The sequence below is a fragment of the Achromobacter sp. FW305-C-28 genome, assembly GCF_058783235.1.
Genome location: NZ_JBYSYL010000001.1, coordinates 204,099 through 221,110 on the forward strand (window position 1 = coordinate 204,099; position 17,012 = coordinate 221,110).

The following is a 17,012-nucleotide window of genomic DNA, read 5'->3' on the forward strand; positions in this document are numbered from 1 at the left end:
CGGCAGGTTACGGAGCAGGGGGTAAAAACGGGGTATAGCTTTGGCGGGGGGGTGTAAACGGAACGTAAAGACGGCGCGGCACAATGGCGGGGTGAAAACACGGCCACGACGCCCTGCGGGAGGCCCGGATGTGGGCACGGGACAGCCTCTTTTTTGAGGCATGCTCAAGATCGGGCGTTTCCGGGAGGCGCCCAGGGATCGGAAAACCCGAGTTTTCGGCCTAAAAATCCCAACATTTGGAACGCGACGCCGAAAATGCACTAATGTGGTGCAGGTAATATGTAAATGAATGCGCCGAATTAGGGCATTCCCCTAGTGTGGCATTCCCGCATCTGGTGCAGAATCTCTTCCCATGCAGGTGAGGAGACAAAGCCCTGCATGGGCAATTACCGGCGGCACCGGTACATAAAAAAGTAGCAGTACTCAAAAAAAGCAAAACGCACAACGGCTGGCACCAGGCAGTGCCGGCCGTTGTCGCATAAAAATCCCGCATTTCATCCGCCCAGGGTTTTTCTAGCGCCGCGTTTCGCGTTATTCGCCAGGTCTTGCTTACGCTAGAGCTATGCCCGAATCCCGCGTTTCCTCCCCTACGCCCGTCCCCACCCGCTATTGGCGCCGCAACGTCTGGCTGATCGTGCTGTTGCTGGTCGTCTGGGCCGCGCTGACCTTCATTCCGTCTTATTTCGCTCGTAGCCTGTCGTTCGACTTCATCGGCTGGCCGTTCTCGTTCTGGATGGCGGCCTATGGGGCGCCGCTGGCCTACCTGGTCATCATTGCGGTGTACGCGCGGATCATGAACCGCGAAGATCGCCGCGCCGAAGAGGCCAAGGGGAACCGCTGATGCCTTTCGGCGGAGACACCCCACAGGAACTCAATATCCGGCTGCGCCGCATCTATGTGCTGTACACGGCGGGCTTTGCGCTGATGATCCTGCTGATGGCGCTGGCCGAGATCCTGGGCCTGCCGCGCAACTGGATCGGCTATGTGTTTCTGCTGGTCACGGTCAGCCTGTACGCGGGCATCGGCATCGTCTGCCGCACCTCGGACCAGGTTGAATACTACGTGGCGGGGCGGCGGGTGCCGGCCATCTACAACGGCATGGCGACCGCGGCCGACTGGATGTCGGTGGCCTCGTTCATCGGCGTGGCCGGCACGCTCTACCTGACAGGCTACGGCGGCCTTGCCTACATCATGGGCTGGACCGGCGGCTATGTGCTGGTGGCGATGCTGCTGGCGCCTTACCTGCGGCGCTTCGGCCAATACACCATTCCCGATTTCATGGGCGCGCGCTATGGCGGCAACCTGCCGCGGCTGGCGGGCGTGGCCTGCGCCATTCTCTGTTCGTTCACCTACCTGGTCGCGCAGATCTATGGCGTGGGCATCATCACCACCCGCATGACGGGCATTTCGTTCGAACTGGGCATCTTCGTGGCGCTGGGCGGCATGCTGGTCTGTTCGTTCCTGGGCGGCATGCGCGCCGTCACGTGGACGCAGGTGGGGCAGTACATCATCCTGGTCATCGCCTACCTGGTGCCCGTGGTGTGGCTGTCCATCAAGCACACCGACATGCCGATTCCCCAGCTGTCGGCCGGAGTGGTGCTGCAGCAGGTGACGGAAAAAGAGGTCTACCTGCAGAACGACCCGGCCGAGATCGAAGTGCGGCGGCTGTGGCAGGAGCGCGCCGACGAGATGGCGCAGCGGGTGCGCGACCTGCCCGAGTCCTGGACACTGGAAAAAGACAAGCTGCGCAGCCGCCTGGCGCAACTGAACGCGGGCGATGCGCCCATGGTCGAGATCCGCTCGGTCGAACGGGAACTGGCCGCGTTTCCGCCGAATGCCGACGAAGCGCGGATTGCCTGGTCCCAGGCCAAGGCGACCTTCGAGGCGCGCGCCGCGCCATTGACACCGCACGCCGAGCCGTTCCCGTCCAAGGACCCCGAAGAGCGGCGCAACATGCGCATCAACTTCCTGGCGCTGGTGTTGTGCCTGATGCTGGGCACGGCAGGGATGCCGCACATCCTGATGCGGTCATACACCACGTCCTCGGTGGTCGAGGCGCGCAAATCGGTGTGCTGGTCGCTGCTGTTCATCCTGCTGCTGTACTTTATGGCGCCGGCCCTGGCGCTGCTGGTCAAGTACGAGGTCTACACGCAAGTGGTGGGCTCCAATTTCCTCAGCCTGCCCAACTGGGTCCATGCCTGGAGCGCGGTCGACAGCAACCTGCTGGATGTGACCGACATCAATCGCGACGGCGTGGTGCAGCTCAGCGAAATCAGCATCGGCGCGGACGTGGTGGTGCTGGCCATGCCCGAGATCGGCGGGCTGCCTTATGTGATTTCGGCGCTGGTGGCGGCAGGCGGCCTGGCTGCTGCGCTGTCCACCGCTGACGGCCTGTTGCTGACGCTGTCCAATTCCCTGTCGCACGACATGTGGTATCGGATGGTGTCCCCGCGCATGTCGGCCGCGCGGCGGGTGATGGTGTCCAAGATTCTCTTGCTGGTGGTGGCCTTTGGCGCTGCCTGGGTGGCGGCGCGCAAGCCGGCCGACATCCTGTTCATGGTGTCGGCGGCGTTCTCGTTCGCGGCCTCATCGTTCTTTCCGGCGCTGGTGATGGGCGTGTTCTGGCGCCGCGCCAACAAATGGGGCGCCACGCTGGGCATGGCGGCGGGGCTGGCGGTGACGTTCGCCTACATGACGCACACGCATCCGTGGCTGCGCGAGTGGGTGCTGGGCATTTCGCGTACGCAGCCGGTGGATCTGTGGTGGGGAATCCAGCCGATCGCGGCGGGCGTGTTCGGCGCGCCGGTGGCGTTCCTGACCATCATCGTGGTGTCGTTGCTGACGCCGCCGCCGGATCGGGCCACGCTGGCGCTGGTGGATTACCTGCGCAATCCGGGCGCCACCAAACCGCCGCTCGAAGAGGGCCAGGCCTGAGCGACCGCGCCAGGCGGGCGGGCCTGGTCGGCCGAAGTCAGTGCGAGACGGACTTCGAGAAGACGTTCATGACCACCACGCCGGCGATGATCAGGCCGATGCCGATCAGCGCGGGGGTGTCCAGGTGCTGCTTGAAGAACAGCGCGCCGACAATGGAGATCAGCACGATGCCCACGCCCGACCAGATGGCGTAGGCGATGCCCACGGGCACTTCGCGCAGCGTCAGCGACAGGAAATAGAACGAGATCATGTAGCCGAACACCGTGATGATCGACGGGGCCAGGCGCGAAAAGCCGTCGGAGCTTTTCAGTGCGCTGGTGGCGAAGATCTCGGCGATGATGGCGATGCCCAGGTAGAGCCACTTCATTTGCGCGGTCCTTCGGATTGGCGCAGCAGCACCAGCAGGGCGCCGGCGCCGCCTTCGCGTTCGGGGGCTTCGGAAAACGCCAGCACCTCGTTCTTTTGCACCAGCCAGGTGCGCGCCTTGTCTTTCAGCACGGGTTCGAGCCCTTCCGAGCCATAGCCCTTGCCGTGCACGACGCGCACGCAGCGGATGCCGTGTTCCTGGCATTCGTCCAGGAACGACAGCAGGGCATGGCGCGCCTGTTCGACCCGCAGGCCGTGCAGATCGAGTTCGGCGCCGGCACGCCACTGGCCGCGGCGCAGGTTGCGTGCGGTGTCGGGGGCGGCGTCGCTGCGCACGAATGCCGTGCCGCCTTCGGACAAGAGGTGCGTGATCTCGCCGCCGTCGGACACGCCGGCATCCGCGCGGTGCGGCGTTTCGCCCAGGGCGTTGGCGCGGCGCAGGGCCGGAGCGGGTTCAGGCGCGGGCTTGTGTTCGACGCGAGGCGCATGCTTGATCGGCTTGACCGACTGCATGCTGCGGCGGAACGCGGCCAGGCCGTCGGCCGGATCGACATCCGCCGACGCGGCGGCCGCGGGCTTTTTCAGCGCCGCCACCCGCTGGGCGAGGGCGGCGCGCTCTTGCTCGGCCTGAAGGTCTTTCTTCAGGCGTTTCAGGTCGGCCTGGCCGACCTTACTGCCCCGCATTCTCCAACCACCGTTGTGCGTCCAGGGCGGCCATGCAGCCCGTGCCGGCGCTGGTGATGGCCTGGCGGTAGACGTGGTCCTGCACGTCGCCGGCGGCAAACACGCCCGGAACGGAGGTCATGGTGGCCATGCCGGACAGGCCGCTCTTGGTGACGATGTAGCCGTCTTTCATTTCCAGCTGGCCCTGGAAGATCTCGGTGTTGGGCTGGTGGCCGATGGCGATGAACGCGCCCGTGACCTTCAGGTCTTCGGTGGCGCCGGTATCGACGTGTCGCACTCGCACGCCGGTCACGCCGCTGTCGTCGCCCAGCACTTCTTCCAGCGTATGGAACACTTTCAGTTCCATGTTGCCGTTTTCGACCTTGCTCATCAGCTTGTCGACCAGGATCGGCTCGGCGCGGAACTTGTCGCGGCGGTGGATCAGGGTGACCTTGCGGCAGATGTTGGACAGGTACAGGGCTTCTTCGACGGCGGTATTGCCGCCGCCGACCACGACCACGTCCTGGTTGCGGTAGAAGAAGCCGTCGCAGGTGGCGCAGCCGGACACGCCGCGGCCCATGAAGGCCTCTTCGGACGGCAGGCCCAGGTACTTGGCCGAGGCGCCCGTGGCGATGATGAGGGCGTCGCAGGTGTAGATCTTGCCGGTGTCGCCCGTGAGGGTGAACGGGCGCTTGGACAGGTCGACCTTGGCGATGTGGTCGAACAGCATTTCGGTGTTGAAGCGTTCGGCGTGCTTCTGGAAGCGCTGCATCAGGTCGGGGCCCTGCACGCCATCGGCGTCGGCCGGCCAGTTGTCGACGTCCGTGGTGGTCATGAGCTGGCCGCCTTGGGCCAGACCTGTAACAAGAACAGGGCTCAGGTTGGCGCGTGCCGCATAGACGGCCGCCGTGTAACCGGCAGGGCCGGAACCGAGTATCAAAACTTTAGCGTGCGTAGGCGTGGACATGGGCGGGTATCTTTAGGTTAACGCCCAATTATAATGAGCCGCATGCCGCGTATCTCGACTGCTTCTCCGCGCGCTTCGCGCAACACCCGTAACGGGCCATCGCCCCTGCAGACGCGTATCTCCGCGCTGCTGCGCGAGGCCCGCTGGATTCTCTTCGCCGCCCTGGCGGCCTGGCTCACGCTGGTGCTGGCCACCTGGAGCGCCGCCGATCCTGGCTGGTCGCATTCCGTCCCCGCCGGCGCCATTCACAACAAGGGTGGAACGCTGGGCGCCTACCTGGCGGACATCCTGCTCTATCTTTTCGGTTTTTCCGCCTGGTGGTGGGTCATCCTGCTGCTGCACCGGGTGCGGGCGGGCTACCGCCGCCTGGCCAGCCATCTTCGTGTTACCAATAGTAAGCAACCGGAAGTGTTGCCGCGCGTCCACTGGGAAGAGGGCATCGGCTTCTTCCTCTTGCTGTTCGGTTCGCTGGGCATGGAAGCCCTGCGCCTGGCCAGCCGTGGCACCCATCTGCCGGGCGCCTCGGAAAACGCCAGCGGCGCCGGCGGCGTCATCGGCCATACCCTGGCCGAACTGACCAGCCGCAGCATCGGCTTTACCGGCAGCACCCTGGCCTTCCTGGTCATGCTGGCGATCGGCCTGAGCCTGTTCTTCTCGTTCTCGTGGCTGACCGTGGCGGAGCGCGTGGGCTCCTGGATGGAAGGCATGGTGCGCCGCGTGCGCAATTCCTACGCCGCCCGCGAAGACCGCAAGGTCGGCGAAGTGGCCAAGGCCGTGCGTACCGAGCAGGTCGTGGCCAAGCAGGAAAAGCTGGTGCACGAGCAGCCGGTGCGGATCGAACCGGCCATCACCGTGGTGCCCAAGTCCGAACGCGTCGAAAAGGAAAAGCAGCAGTCGCTGTTCTTCGCGCCATCGGGCGGCGAAGGCGATCTGCCGGCGATCAGCCTGCTCGACCCGCCGCTGGCCAACCAGGAAACGGTGTCTGCCGAGACTATCGAATTCACCTCGCGCCTGATCGAGAAGAAACTGGCCGACTTCGGCGTGTCCGTCACCGTGGTGGCGGCGCAGGCCGGTCCGGTGATCACGCGCTACGAAATCGAGCCGGCCACTGGCGTGAAGGGCAGCCAGATCGTCAATCTGGCCAAGGACCTGGCCCGGGCGCTCAGCCTGGTCAGCATCCGGGTGGTGGAAACCATACCGGGCAAGAACCTGATGGGCCTGGAACTGCCCAACCCGCGCCGCCAGATGGTCAGGCTGTCCGAGATCCTGGGGTCGCAGACCTATCACGCCAGCCATTCGGTCGTGACCATGGCGCTGGGCAAGGACATTGCCGGCAACCCGGTGGTGGCCGACCTGGCCAAGATGCCCCACCTGCTGGTGGCGGGCACGACCGGTTCGGGCAAGTCCGTCGGGATCAACGCCATGATCCTGTCGCTGCTCTACAAGGCCGACGCCTCCCACACGCGCGTGATCCTGATCGACCCGAAGATGCTCGAAATGAGCGTCTACGAAGGTATTCCGCACCTGTTGGCCCCGGTGGTCACTGACATGCGCCAGGCCGCCAATGCGCTGAACTGGTGCGTGGGCGAAATGGAAAAACGCTACCGCCTGATGAGCAAGATGGGCGTGCGCAACCTGGCCGGCTACAACACCAAGATCCGCGACGCGATCAAGCGCGAAGAGCCGATTCCCAATCCGTTCTCGCTGACGCCTGACCAGCCCGAGCCGCTGGCGCCGCTGCCCACCATCGTGGTGGTCATCGACGAGCTGGCCGACCTGATGATGGTGGTGGGCAAGAAGATCGAAGAACTGATCGCCCGCCTGGCCCAGAAGGCGCGTGCGGCCGGCATCCATTTGATCCTGGCGACGCAGCGCCCCAGCGTGGATGTGATCACCGGCCTGATCAAGGCCAACATCCCGACCCGCATCGCGTTCCAGGTGTCGTCCAAGATCGATTCGCGCACCATTCTTGACCAGATGGGCGCCGAAACGCTGCTGGGTCAGGGCGACATGCTCTACATGCCGCCGGGCACGGGGTTGCCGGTGCGTGTGCACGGCGCCTTCGTCAGCGACGATGAAGTGCACCGCGTGGTCGAAAGCCTGAAGGCGCAGGGTGAACCGAACTACATCGAAGGCCTGCTGGAAGGCGGGCTGGATGGCGACGGCGGCGAAGGCGCCAGCAGCGTCACGGGCATCGGCGGCGACGCCGAGTCCGACCCGATGTACGACCAGGCCTGCGAGGTGGTGCTCAAGCATCGCCGCGCCTCGATCTCGCTGGTGCAGCGCCATTTGCGCATTGGTTACAACCGTGCGGCGCGGTTACTCGAGCAGATGGAACAATCGGGTATGGTGTCGGCGATGCAGTCCAATGGCAACCGGGAAATCCTGGTTCCTGCCGCCGCCGCTCGAGAGGAAGCATGATGAAGACGTTTCGCGGCCTGGCCGCCGCCCTGGCTTTTTGCGTGGCTCCCGCGCTGGTTCCGGTTTCGGCCGTGGCGGCCAGCGCGCAAGAGCAGTTGCGCTCGTTCGTCAGCACGGTGACGGCGGCAACGGGGTCTTTTTCGCAGTACACGGTGAATACGCAAGGGCGTACGCAACCGGCGCAGACGGGGGTGTTTTCGTTCCAGCGGCCGGGGAAGTTCAAGTGGGCGGTGCAAAAGCCGTATGAACAACTCGTGATTTCGGACGGCCGTCAGGTGTTCCAGTTCGATCCGGATCTGGCACAGGTGACCGAGCGCAAGGTGGATGCCGCCATCGGCACGTCGCCGGCCGCGATCCTGTTCGGGTCGGGGTCGCTGGAGCAGTCGTTCGATGTGTCTGCCTTGCCTTCCAAGGATGGCGTCGATTGGCTGCGGGCCAAGCCGCGGACCGCGGATGCGGGGTTTTCGCGGGTGGATATCGGGATGAAGGACAATCTGCCCGTTCGGGTCGAATTGCTGGATTCTTTTGGGCAGACGACTCGGGTGGATCTTTCCGGGATTGTGCCTAATCCCAAGTTGGCGGATAAGGAATTTCAGTTTGTGGCGCCTAAGGGCGTTGATGTAGTCAAGATGTAGGCTTGAGGCCTAGTCGCTGCGCGCGACGGGCGCGGTCTTATTCTTCTGCTTGTCTTTTGTTGGCTTGAAGTTTTTGCTTCGTAGGCCGCCCGGCACGGGGTGCGCATACGCTGAGCGCGCCAACGATTGCGGTCCGGAGCCTTCGCTCCGGACTTCCCCCTCGTCATCTTCGTTGTCGCCTTCGGCGACGGCCTTCAGATTCCCTCGGGCGCATCGACGGCGCGCTCAGCGTATGCGCACCCCGCGCCGGGCTACCGGTTGCGAGAAATGGGGTGCTGCCAGACCGAGGGGTGGGGGAGAGGTTTGCGTCGCTTGCCCCAGGCCGGCCGCGCGGGCGGCCTTTTGGGGCTTCGGCAGTGTGCTGCGTCGTGGCGTTGGCGCTGCGCGCTTGCGCCGTGTTGAGATTTCTATGTCGCGCAGCGTAGGCGCCGCGCCAGGATAGTCGCCCGGCCGCACGGCCGCCCGAAGGCCGGGCAGCCCCCTTGGGGGGCAGCAAGCGCGAAGTGCGCAGCGTGGGGGCTCATCTCCCAGTCGCACGGCCGTCCGAAGGCCGGGCAGCCCCCTTGGGGGGCAGCAAGCTCACGCAGTGAGCGCAGCGTGGGGGCGCTTATACGCCACGCAGTCTATTTCCACCTTGGCGTCCACCATCAGCGGCGACTGCACGCAGGCGCGTGCGGGCGGGTTGTTGCCGAAGTATTCCTTGAACACCTTGTTGAACGACGGGAAGTCGCGGGCGTCGTCCAGCCAGACGCCGCAGCGGATGACGTGTTCGGGGCCGTAGCCGGCTTCCTGCAGGATGGCCAGGACTTGTTGGATGGCCTTGTGGCACTGGGCGACGGTACCGCCTTCGATGACTTCGCCATTTTCCATGGGGACCTGGCCCGAGACGTAGAGCCAGCCGTCGGCGGCGACGGCGCGGGCGAAGGGCATGTGGGAGCCGCCTTGGCCGGTGCCGCCGGCGACGCCGTAGCGGGTGATGCCGTTGTTGTCGGGGGTGGGGGCGTTGCTCATGTGGGCTCCTGGGAGGAAGAGGGGGTGGACGCGGCGAAGCTGGCGCGCAGGTCGCCGTTGCGGGGCAACCAGCGGCCGGCGCGGTCGCCGGTGGGCTGGCCTTGGTGATAGGACAGGGCGCCGTTGACCCAGACGGCTTCGATGCCGGCGGCGGTCTGGACGGGGGCGGCGAAGGTGGCGCGGTCGATGACGGTGTCAGGGTTGAAGAGCACCAGGTCGGCGTGAAAGCCTTGGCGGATCAGGCCGCGTTCGGCCAGGCCGAAGCGGGCGGCGGACAGGCCGGTCATCTTGTGCACGGCTTCGGCCAGGGGGAACAGGCCGACGTCGCGGCTGTAGTGACCGAGCACGCGGGGAAAGGCGCCCCACAGGCGCGGGTGCGGCATGGGGTCGTTGGGCAGGCCGTCCGAGCCCACCATGGTCAGGCGGTGCGACAGCACGCGGCGCACGTCGTCTTCGTGCATGTTGTGATAGACCGCGCCGGCGGGTTGCAGGCGCTGGGCGGCTTCGAGCAGGCTGACGCCCCAGTCGGCGGCGATGGCGGCGAGTTTGCGGCGGGCCTGCTCGGGGTGCGGCACGGACCAGGTGATGTCGATGTCGAATTCGTCGGTGACCTGTTTCAGGTCCAGCGTGGACGAGCTGGCGGAATAGGGGTAGCAGTCGCAGCCGACGTGTTGCAGGCGGCCGGCGTTTTCCAGCGTGAACAGCACTTCCCTGGTGCGGCCCCAGTTGCCGGCGCCGGCGCATTTCAGGTGCGACACCACCACCGGCACGCGGGCGTGCAGGGCGATGTCGAAGGCCTCTTGCATGGCTTCCAGGATGGCGGCGAATTCCGAACGCAGGTGGGTGGTGTAGAGCGCGCCGAATTCGTCCAGGGCTTCGGCCAGCAGCTTGACCTCGGCCGTGTCGGCTTCGATGGCCGAGCCGTAGGCCAGGCCGGTGCTCAGGCCGATGGCGCCGTGCGCCAGGGCGTCGCGCAGTTGTTCGCGCATGGCCAGGACTTCGTCGCGGGTGGCGGCGCGGTCCAGGCGGTCCATGTGGTTGTTGCGCAAGGCGGTGTGGCCCACCAGCGCGGCGACGTTCACCGCCGGTTGCGCGGCTTCGATGGCGCGGGTGTAGGCGGCAAAGGTGGGGTAGGCAAAGTCGTCGCGCTGCCCCAGCAGATTCATCGGATCGGGCGGGTCGCCGCGCAGCGAGACGGGCGAGGCGCTGATGCCGCAGTTGCCCACGACCACGGTGGTCACGCCCTGCGACAGCTTGGGCAGCATGCCGGGGGTGCGAATGACGTTGGTGTCGTCGTGGGTGTGGACGTCGATGAAGCCGGGGGCCAGCGCCAGGCCGCTGCCGTCGATGACCTGGCGTGCCGTGGCGCCGGGCAGTTCGCCGATGGCGGCAATGCGGCCGTCGGCCAGCGCGACGCTGGCGACGTAGTCGGCGCCGCCCGAGCCGTCGAGGACGCGGACGTTGCCTATGAGGGTGTCGTACATCATGGTTTCCAGGTTCAATCGCCCAGCGGCAGCCGGTTGGGGCCGCCGCGGTGCTCGTCCAGCGCCAGCTTGATGCGGCGCAGGCGTTCGCGGTTTTCTTCTTGGTTCAGCATGGCCAGTTCGGTGGACAACAGGTCGATGGCCAGCATCATCGCGTAGCGCGACGCCGAGGGTTTGTAGATGAAGTCGGTTTCGTCCGTGCGGATCGGCAGCACCACGTCGGCAAGCTTGGCCAGCTCGGAGGTGGCGTCGGTGATGGCGACCAGGCGCGCACGGTATTGCTTGACGATGCGGGCGGCGCCGACGATTTCCGGCGTCAGGCCCGAGGCCGACAGGACCAGCACGGCGTCGCGCTCGTCCAGCGTGGCGGCGACCATGCGCAACAGCACGGCGTCGCTGTAGACGGCAATGGGATAGCCCAGGCGCACCAGGCGCGACTGCACTTCCTGCGCCAGCACGGCCGACGCGCCGCCCATGCCGAATACGTAGATCATGCGGGCGCCGTCGACGATGGACGCAGCGGCCTCGAACAGCGGCTCGGTGAAGGTCGGCAGATGGGCGCGCAGCGTGCTTTCGATGTCGGCGTAGATGCGTGCGTAGAACGTGCTTTCCTCGGCCGGGGCGTTCTGATCCAGGAAGCGGCTGCCCACGGTGCTGGCCTGGGCCAGCTTCATCTTCAGGTCGCGGGTGTCGTCGCAGCCGACCGTGCGGGCAAAGCGCGAGATCGTGGCGATGCTGACGCCGGCCTTGGCCGCCAGCTGGTCGACGGTGGCGCTGGCGCTCCAGATGATGTTGTCCAGGATGGCGTCGGCCACCTTGCGCTCGGTCACGCTCAGGTCGTCCCGGCGGCTGCGGATCTGGAAGACGATGTCGCGGATGATGTTCATGTGCAATTCCTGGATCGATTCGGGCGGGCGTGTGCCCCTACGCGGCCAGCTCAGGGTCGCCAAGGCGCGAACAGGCCGCGAAGTGGCCTGGCCCGACATTGACGTCGCGCGCTTCGGTGGTGGCGCAGGCCTCGATGGCGTGCGGGCAGCGGGTGCGGAATACGCATCCCGACGGCGGGTTGACCGGGCTGGGGATGTCGCCCTTGAGCAGAATACGCGAACGCGGTGCGCGCGGATCCGGCACCGGCGCGGCCGACAGCAGCGCGCGGGTGTAGGGATGGCGCGGCCGGGCATAGACCTCGCTGGTCGGGCCGCGTTCCATCACCCGGCCCAGGTACATCACGACCACTTCGTCGCACAGGTAGTCGACCACGGCCAGGTCGTGCGCCACGAACAGCATGGTCAGACCCAGGTCGCGCTGCAGGTCCTGCAGCAGGTTCAGCACCTGCGCCTGTACCGACACGTCCAGGGCCGACACGGGCTCGTCGGCCACGATGAAGTCCGGTTCTACCGCCAGTGCGCGGGCAATGCCGATGCGCTGGCGCTGCCCGCCCGAGAACTCGTGCGGGTAGCGGCGGCTGTGGTCGGCGTTCAGGCCGACGCGTTCGAGCAATTCGCCGATGCGCGCGTCGCGGCGGGTCTGGGCCAGGCGGTGGGTGTCCAGCGCCTCGCCCAGGATCTCGGCGACCGTCATGCGCGGGTTCAGGCTGGCGTAGGGGTCCTGGAACACGATCTGCATGCGGCGGCGCCAGGGCAGCATCTGCTTTTCGGACAGGTGCGTGATGTCCTGACCATCGAACAGCAGGCGGCCGGCGGTGGGTGCGAACAGGCGCAGCAGGGCACGGCCGGTGGTGGTCTTGCCGGAGCCGGATTCTCCCACCAGGCCGACGATGGTGTTGCGCGGCACGTCGAAGCTGACGCCGTCCACGGCCCGCACCACCGGGGCGTTGCGAGCTTGCGACGTGGGGAAATGGACCTTCAGGTCCTCGATGCGCACCAGCGGATCGGCAGCGCGGATGGGCTGGGGGCTTGCGGTCATAGCGGGGTCACCTTGATGCAGCGGGCGCGGTGCTGGTCCTGCACCGTCACCAGGTCGGGCACGGCGCGCAGGCAATTGTCGTCAGCCAGCTCGCAGCGCGGCGCGAACGTACAGCCGGCAGGTAGCGACAGGACGCTGGGCACGTTGCCCGGAATGGCGCGCAGGCGCTCGCCCGAAGCCAGCAGCGCCGCGGTCGGCAGGCAGGACAAGAGGCCGCGGGTATAGGGGTGGGTAGGTTTTTCGAACAGGTCGTAGACGCCGGCGTCCTCGACCACGCGGCCGGCGTACATGACAGCGACGCGATGCGCGATCTCGGCCACCACGCCCAGGTTGTGCGTGATGAACAGGATGCTCATGTTCATCTCGGCCTGCAGGCGGCGCAGCAGGTCCAGGATCTGCGCCTGCACCGTCACGTCCAGCGCGGTGGTGGGCTCGTCGGCGATCAGCACCGCCGGGTTGCAGGCCAGCGCCAGCGCGATCATGACGCGTTGGCGCATGCCGCCCGACATCTGGTGCGGATACTCGTTCACGCGCCGGTCGGCCGCCGGAATCTCGACGCGGTCCAGCATCTCGCGGGCGCGCTTCATGGCCGCCGCGTGCGAACCGCCTTCGTGCTGCAGCACGGCCTCGGCGATCTGGTCGCCCACCGTGTACAGCGGATTCAGGCTGGTCATGGGTTCCTGGAAGATCATCGCGATCTCGGCGCCGCGGATGCGGCGCAAGGTCGAGGCCGACGCGTGGGCCAGGTCGTGTTCCTGGCCGCGGCGATCGCGAAAGCGGATCTTGCCCGCCTCGATGCGGCCGGCCGGCTTGGGCAACAGGCCCATGATCGACAGGCTGGTCACGGACTTGCCGGAACCGGATTCGCCGACGATGGCCAGCGTTTCGCCGCGGGCCAGGTCGAAGGTGACGCCGTCCACCGATTTGGCGATGCCGTCGCGGCTGTGGAACCAGGTTTTCAGGCCTTCCACCGACAGCACGACGTCTCGGGTGCTTGCGGTCATGATTACAGCTCCTTGCGCAGGCGCGGGTCGAGGACGTCTCGCAGTCCGTCGCCGACCAATTGCAGCGACAGCACGGACAGGACGATGGCGATGCCGGGGAAAATCATGATCCAGTCGGCCGAACCCATGTACTGCTGGCCGGCGTTGATCATGGTGCCCCAGGTGGGAATGTCGGGCGACACGCCCACGCCCAGGAACGACAGGCCGGCTTCGGCCAGGATCGCGTAGGCGAAGATGAAGGTGCCCTGCACCAGGATGGGCGACAGCAGGTTGCGCAGCACGTGCACCGTGACGATGCGCCAGGTGCTGACGCCCAGGGCGCGGGCGGCTTCCACGAACGGCAGTTCGCGGATCACCAGCGTCGAGGCGCGCACGATGCGGGCCAGGCGCGGCGTGTAGACGATGCCCAGCGCGATCACCACGTTCACCAGCGACGGCCCCAGCGCGGCCACCAGCGAGATGGCCAGCAGGATGTCCGGGAAGGCCATCATGGCGTCGATCAGGCGCGACACGAACTTGTCGGCCGACCGGAAAAAGCCCGCGATCAAGCCCAGGGCAATGCCCAGCACGCTGGACAGGATCACCACCGAGAAGCCCACCATCAGCGACAGCCGGCCGCCATGGATGACGCGGCTGAACACGTCGCGGCCAAAGTCGTCGGTGCCGAACCAGTGGGTGGCGCTGGGCGCCTTGAGCCGGTTCATGATCGACAGCTTGTAGGGGTCGAACGGACTGACCCAGGGGGCCAGCAGCGCGGCGGCCACCAGCACGACGATGACGATCAGGCTGATCAGCACCGTCTTGCGCGCCACCAGCAGGCGCAGGACCTGCCAGCGGTCGACGCCGGAAGTTGCAGGAGTGTTGTTCATTATCTCAGCCGCTCCATTCGCGGCACATCAGCTTGGGGCCGCCGCGGAGCCGGCTTTGCCGGGCCGCTGGGGGCTCCCCCTTGAGGGGGAGGCGCCATAGGCGCGTCGGGGGTGGGATTCATGCTTTCAGTAACGCACTCGGGGGTCGACCAGCAGGTAGAGCAGGTCGATGAACAGATTGATCAGGACGTAGATCGCGGCAATGATGAGCAGCGCGCCCTGGATGACGGGGTAGTCGCGGCGCAGCACGGCCGACACCACCAGGCTGCCCACGCCAGGCAGGCCGAACACGGTTTCGGTCACCACGGCGCCGCTGATCAGCAGGGCGGTTGTCAAGCCCAGCACCGTCAGGATCGGGATCAACGCGTTGCGCACGGCGTGCTTCAGGATGACCTTGCTTTCCGGCAGGCCCTTGGCCCGGGCGGTGCGTACGTAGTCGTCACGCAGCACGTCCAGCATGCTGGCGCGGATGAAACGGGTGATCAGCGCCGAATTGACCAGGCCCAGCACCACGGCGGGCAGGATCAGGTGCGACACGCGGGTCGCCAGCGACGCATCGGGGCCGCCATAGCCGGACACCGGCAGCCAGCCCAGCTTCACCGAGAACAGCTGCATCAGCAACAGGCCCAGCCAGAAACTGGGCACGCTGGACGTGAACATCGAGAACGACAGCACCGACTGGTCCAGCGTGGTGCCGCGCTTGACCGCCGACAGGATGCCCACCGGCAATGCGATCGCGGTGGCGATCAGCAGCGACATCAGCGTCAGCAGCAGGGTCGGTTCGGCGCGATCGGCCAGCGCCGACAGCACCGGTTTGTTCATGAAGATGGACTGGCCCAGGTCGCCCTGCACCAGCTTGCCCAGCCACGAGACGTACTGCACGGGCAGGGGGCGGTCCAGCCCCAGTTGATGTTCCAGCGCGGCGATGTCCGCCTGGCTGGCCTGGGGCCCGAGCATCACGGCCGCGGGGTTGCCGGGCGTGACGCGGATGATCACGAACACGATGGTCGCGACGATGAACATCACGGCCACCAGCCCGATCAGCCGGTTCAAGAGATAACGCAACACAGTGGAATCCTAAAGATCAGTGCGCGGATGGCAGGCGCCGGGCGGGATGGGCCGGTGTCGGCCCATCCCGGGGCCTGGCTTGCGGGGGCGGCTGTTACTTCGCCGACTTCCAGGCGTTCCAGAAGTACGGCCACGGGGCGGGCTTGACGCCTTGCAACGACGGCGAGCGCGCGGCCTGGGCGTTGAAATCACCCACCTTCACGAAGGGGATTTCGTCGTACACGGCCTGCTGCACGTCGGCCCAGCGTTTGACGCGTTCTTCCTGGGTGCGGGCCTGGTTGAAGGCGTCCATCACCTGTGCGCGGCGCGGCGTGTCCCACCAGCCCGGGGCGTCCTTGGACGGGAAGTCGATCAACGCCGGTTCGGGCAGGAATACGCTATGGGTAATGAAGATGTCCCACACGGCGGGGTCCTGGCGGCGCTGTGTCAGCGTGGCCCAGTCCACCACCTGCATGTCCACCGTGAAGCCGGCGGCCTTCAGGTATTCCGCGGCCACCAGCGCCATCTTGTAGTGAAACTCGTACTGCTGGCTGGTCAGGATGCGGATCTTCTTGTCTTGCAGGTTGGCGCCGTCCAGCAGCTTCTTGGCGGCGGCGGTGTCGGCCTTGTTGTAGACCTTGCCGCCCAGCGACGTGGCCCAGGGGTAGCCTTCCGGATACAGGTCGCCGTTGAGCTTGTAGAACTCTTTGTTGCCGAAGGCGGCGTACAGCATGTCTTCTTCGTTCAGCGCCAACTGCACGGCCTGGCGCACCGCCAGGTTGGACATGATGCCTTGCTTGGTGTTGAGCACCAGGCGGGGCCAGCCGAACGGCTTGAGCATCACCGGGTCGGAACGGCCGCCCTTGAGCTTGTCCAGCGCTTCGACCGGCAGCGAATCGACGTAGTCGAACTGGCCCGCGGCGGCGGCTTCGGAACGGGTGTTGGCGTTGCCCACCGGCACGAAGCGGATTTCGTCCAGGTATTGCTTACGCGCGCCGCCGTAGCCGTCGGGCTCGCCTTCGCGCTGCTTGTAGCCTTCGAAGCGCGTCAGCTGGATGTACTGGTCCGGCACGCGCGCCTTGAGCTGGTAGGGGCCGGTGCCGACGATCTCGGTCAGCACCGGGGCGATCTTGCCTTTGGGCATGATCACGGCGGCGGCGTTGTTCATGGCCAGCAGCGCGGTCAGCGGCGCGTAGGGCTGCTTGAGCGTGATGCGGATCGTGTTGGCGTCGGGCGCTTCGATGTTGGCGATGACCTTGGCGGCCATCTTGCCGCGGGTGGCGGTCTCGGTCCAGCGCTTGAGCGAGGCCAGCACGTCCGACGAATCCATCTTGGAGCCGTCATGGAACGAGATGCCCTGGCGCAGGGCGATGGTGTAGACCAGGCCGTCCGGCGTCACCTCGGGCATCTTGTCGGCCAGCAGCGGGGTCAGGTTCCACTTGGCGTCGAAGGTGTACAGCGTTTCGAAGAAATGCTGGGTCAGGATGCCCACCAGGTCGGCGGTGCTGCTCATCGGATCCAGCGTCGGCGGCTCCCCGATGGTGGCCACCGAAATCGTGCCTCCCTTGACCGGCGTGGCACAGAGGGCGGGGGTCGACAATGCGGTCAAGCCAATTGCGCCGGCCGCGAGCAGGCTCTTCAGCCCACCGCCTCGCCGGGAGGTACGGAAGTTCATGATTCTCTCT

Annotated in this window: 15 protein-coding genes; 4 read left to right on the forward strand and 11 right to left on the reverse strand. The window is 66.3% G+C overall.

The features are described from left to right. Positions 1-562 precede the first annotated feature (562 nt). Together AC3WMR_RS00965 and AC3WMR_RS00970 are read left to right on the forward strand one after the other, a co-directional pair. A complete protein-coding gene (locus tag AC3WMR_RS00965; RefSeq protein ID WP_492262305.1) occupies positions 563-841 on the forward strand; it encodes a DUF4212 domain-containing protein in 279 nt (92 codons plus the stop codon). Beyond that, positions 841-2,934, forward strand: coding sequence for a sodium:solute symporter family protein (locus tag AC3WMR_RS00970; RefSeq protein WP_492262306.1), 2,094 nt, complete (start codon positions 841-843; stop codon positions 2,932-2,934). The genes AC3WMR_RS00965 and AC3WMR_RS00970 overlap by 1 nt, the downstream gene beginning before the upstream one ends. Before the next feature lie 37 nt (positions 2,935-2,971). Here AC3WMR_RS00970 and AC3WMR_RS00975 read toward each other — a convergent pair whose 3' ends face one another. From AC3WMR_RS00975 to trxB, 3 genes are read right to left on the reverse strand one after another with little or no spacing between them, the layout of a single operon-like run. Next, a complete protein-coding gene (locus AC3WMR_RS00975; protein ID WP_492262307.1) occupies positions 2,972-3,301 on the reverse strand; it encodes a DMT family transporter in 330 nt (109 codons plus the stop codon). Then, positions 3,298-3,984 (reverse strand): Smr/MutS family protein, encoded by a 687-nt coding sequence (locus tag AC3WMR_RS00980; RefSeq protein ID WP_492262308.1) that lies wholly within the window; start codon positions 3,982-3,984, stop codon positions 3,298-3,300. Before AC3WMR_RS00980 ends, AC3WMR_RS00975 begins: the two co-directional genes overlap by 4 nt. Beyond that, on the reverse strand, positions 3,971-4,930 hold the full coding sequence (gene trxB / locus AC3WMR_RS00985) for a thioredoxin-disulfide reductase (protein ID WP_025136897.1): 960 nt from the start codon (positions 4,928-4,930) through the stop codon (positions 3,971-3,973). The genes AC3WMR_RS00980 and trxB overlap by 14 nt, the downstream gene beginning before the upstream one ends. 42 nt (positions 4,931-4,972) lie before the next feature. Here trxB and AC3WMR_RS00990 point away from each other — a divergent pair, with 42 nt between their 5' ends. Continuing rightward, positions 4,973-7,351, forward strand: coding sequence for a DNA translocase FtsK (locus AC3WMR_RS00990; RefSeq protein WP_025136898.1), 2,379 nt, complete (start codon positions 4,973-4,975; stop codon positions 7,349-7,351). Further along, entirely contained in the window at positions 7,351-7,986 is a 636-nt protein-coding gene (gene lolA / locus AC3WMR_RS00995; protein WP_025136899.1) for an outer membrane lipoprotein chaperone LolA, read from the forward strand. Before AC3WMR_RS00990 ends, lolA begins: the two co-directional genes overlap by 1 nt. A 579-nt stretch (positions 7,987-8,565) precedes the next feature. Here lolA and AC3WMR_RS01000 read toward each other — a convergent pair. The 8 genes from AC3WMR_RS01000 to AC3WMR_RS01035 form a co-directional block, all read right to left on the reverse strand. After that, a complete protein-coding gene (locus tag AC3WMR_RS01000) occupies positions 8,566-8,997 on the reverse strand; it encodes a RidA family protein (RefSeq protein ID WP_492262309.1) in 432 nt (143 codons plus the stop codon). Continuing rightward, complete coding sequence (locus AC3WMR_RS01005) at positions 8,994-10,481, reverse strand: N-acyl-D-amino-acid deacylase family protein (RefSeq protein WP_492262857.1); 1,488 nt, start codon at positions 10,479-10,481, stop codon at positions 8,994-8,996. Before AC3WMR_RS01005 ends, AC3WMR_RS01000 begins: the two co-directional genes overlap by 4 nt. Before the next feature lie 14 nt (positions 10,482-10,495). Beyond that, positions 10,496-11,368, reverse strand: a complete 873-nt coding sequence (locus tag AC3WMR_RS01010; protein ID WP_025136902.1) for a MurR/RpiR family transcriptional regulator — start codon at positions 11,366-11,368, stop codon at positions 10,496-10,498. A 37-nt stretch (positions 11,369-11,405) separates the two neighbouring features. Then, entirely contained in the window at positions 11,406-12,407 is a 1,002-nt protein-coding gene (locus AC3WMR_RS01015) for an ABC transporter ATP-binding protein (RefSeq protein ID WP_175190873.1), read from the reverse strand. Then, positions 12,404-13,411, reverse strand: a complete 1,008-nt coding sequence (locus tag AC3WMR_RS01020; RefSeq protein ID WP_025136904.1) for an ABC transporter ATP-binding protein — start codon at positions 13,409-13,411, stop codon at positions 12,404-12,406. The genes AC3WMR_RS01015 and AC3WMR_RS01020 overlap by 4 nt, the downstream gene beginning before the upstream one ends. Positions 13,412-13,413: 2 nt before the next feature. Then, positions 13,414-14,280, reverse strand: a complete 867-nt coding sequence (locus AC3WMR_RS01025; protein WP_492262310.1) for an ABC transporter permease — start codon at positions 14,278-14,280, stop codon at positions 13,414-13,416. Positions 14,281-14,406: 126 nt separating this feature from the next. After that, complete coding sequence (locus tag AC3WMR_RS01030) at positions 14,407-15,348, reverse strand: ABC transporter permease (RefSeq protein WP_025136906.1); 942 nt, start codon at positions 15,346-15,348, stop codon at positions 14,407-14,409. A gap of 94 nt (positions 15,349-15,442) precedes the next feature. Continuing rightward, positions 15,443-17,002 carry an ABC transporter substrate-binding protein gene (locus AC3WMR_RS01035; RefSeq protein ID WP_492262311.1) on the reverse strand — a complete coding sequence of 520 codons (1,560 nt, stop codon included), beginning with the start codon at positions 17,000-17,002 and terminating at the stop codon, positions 15,443-15,445. Positions 17,003-17,012: the final 10 nt, after the last annotated feature.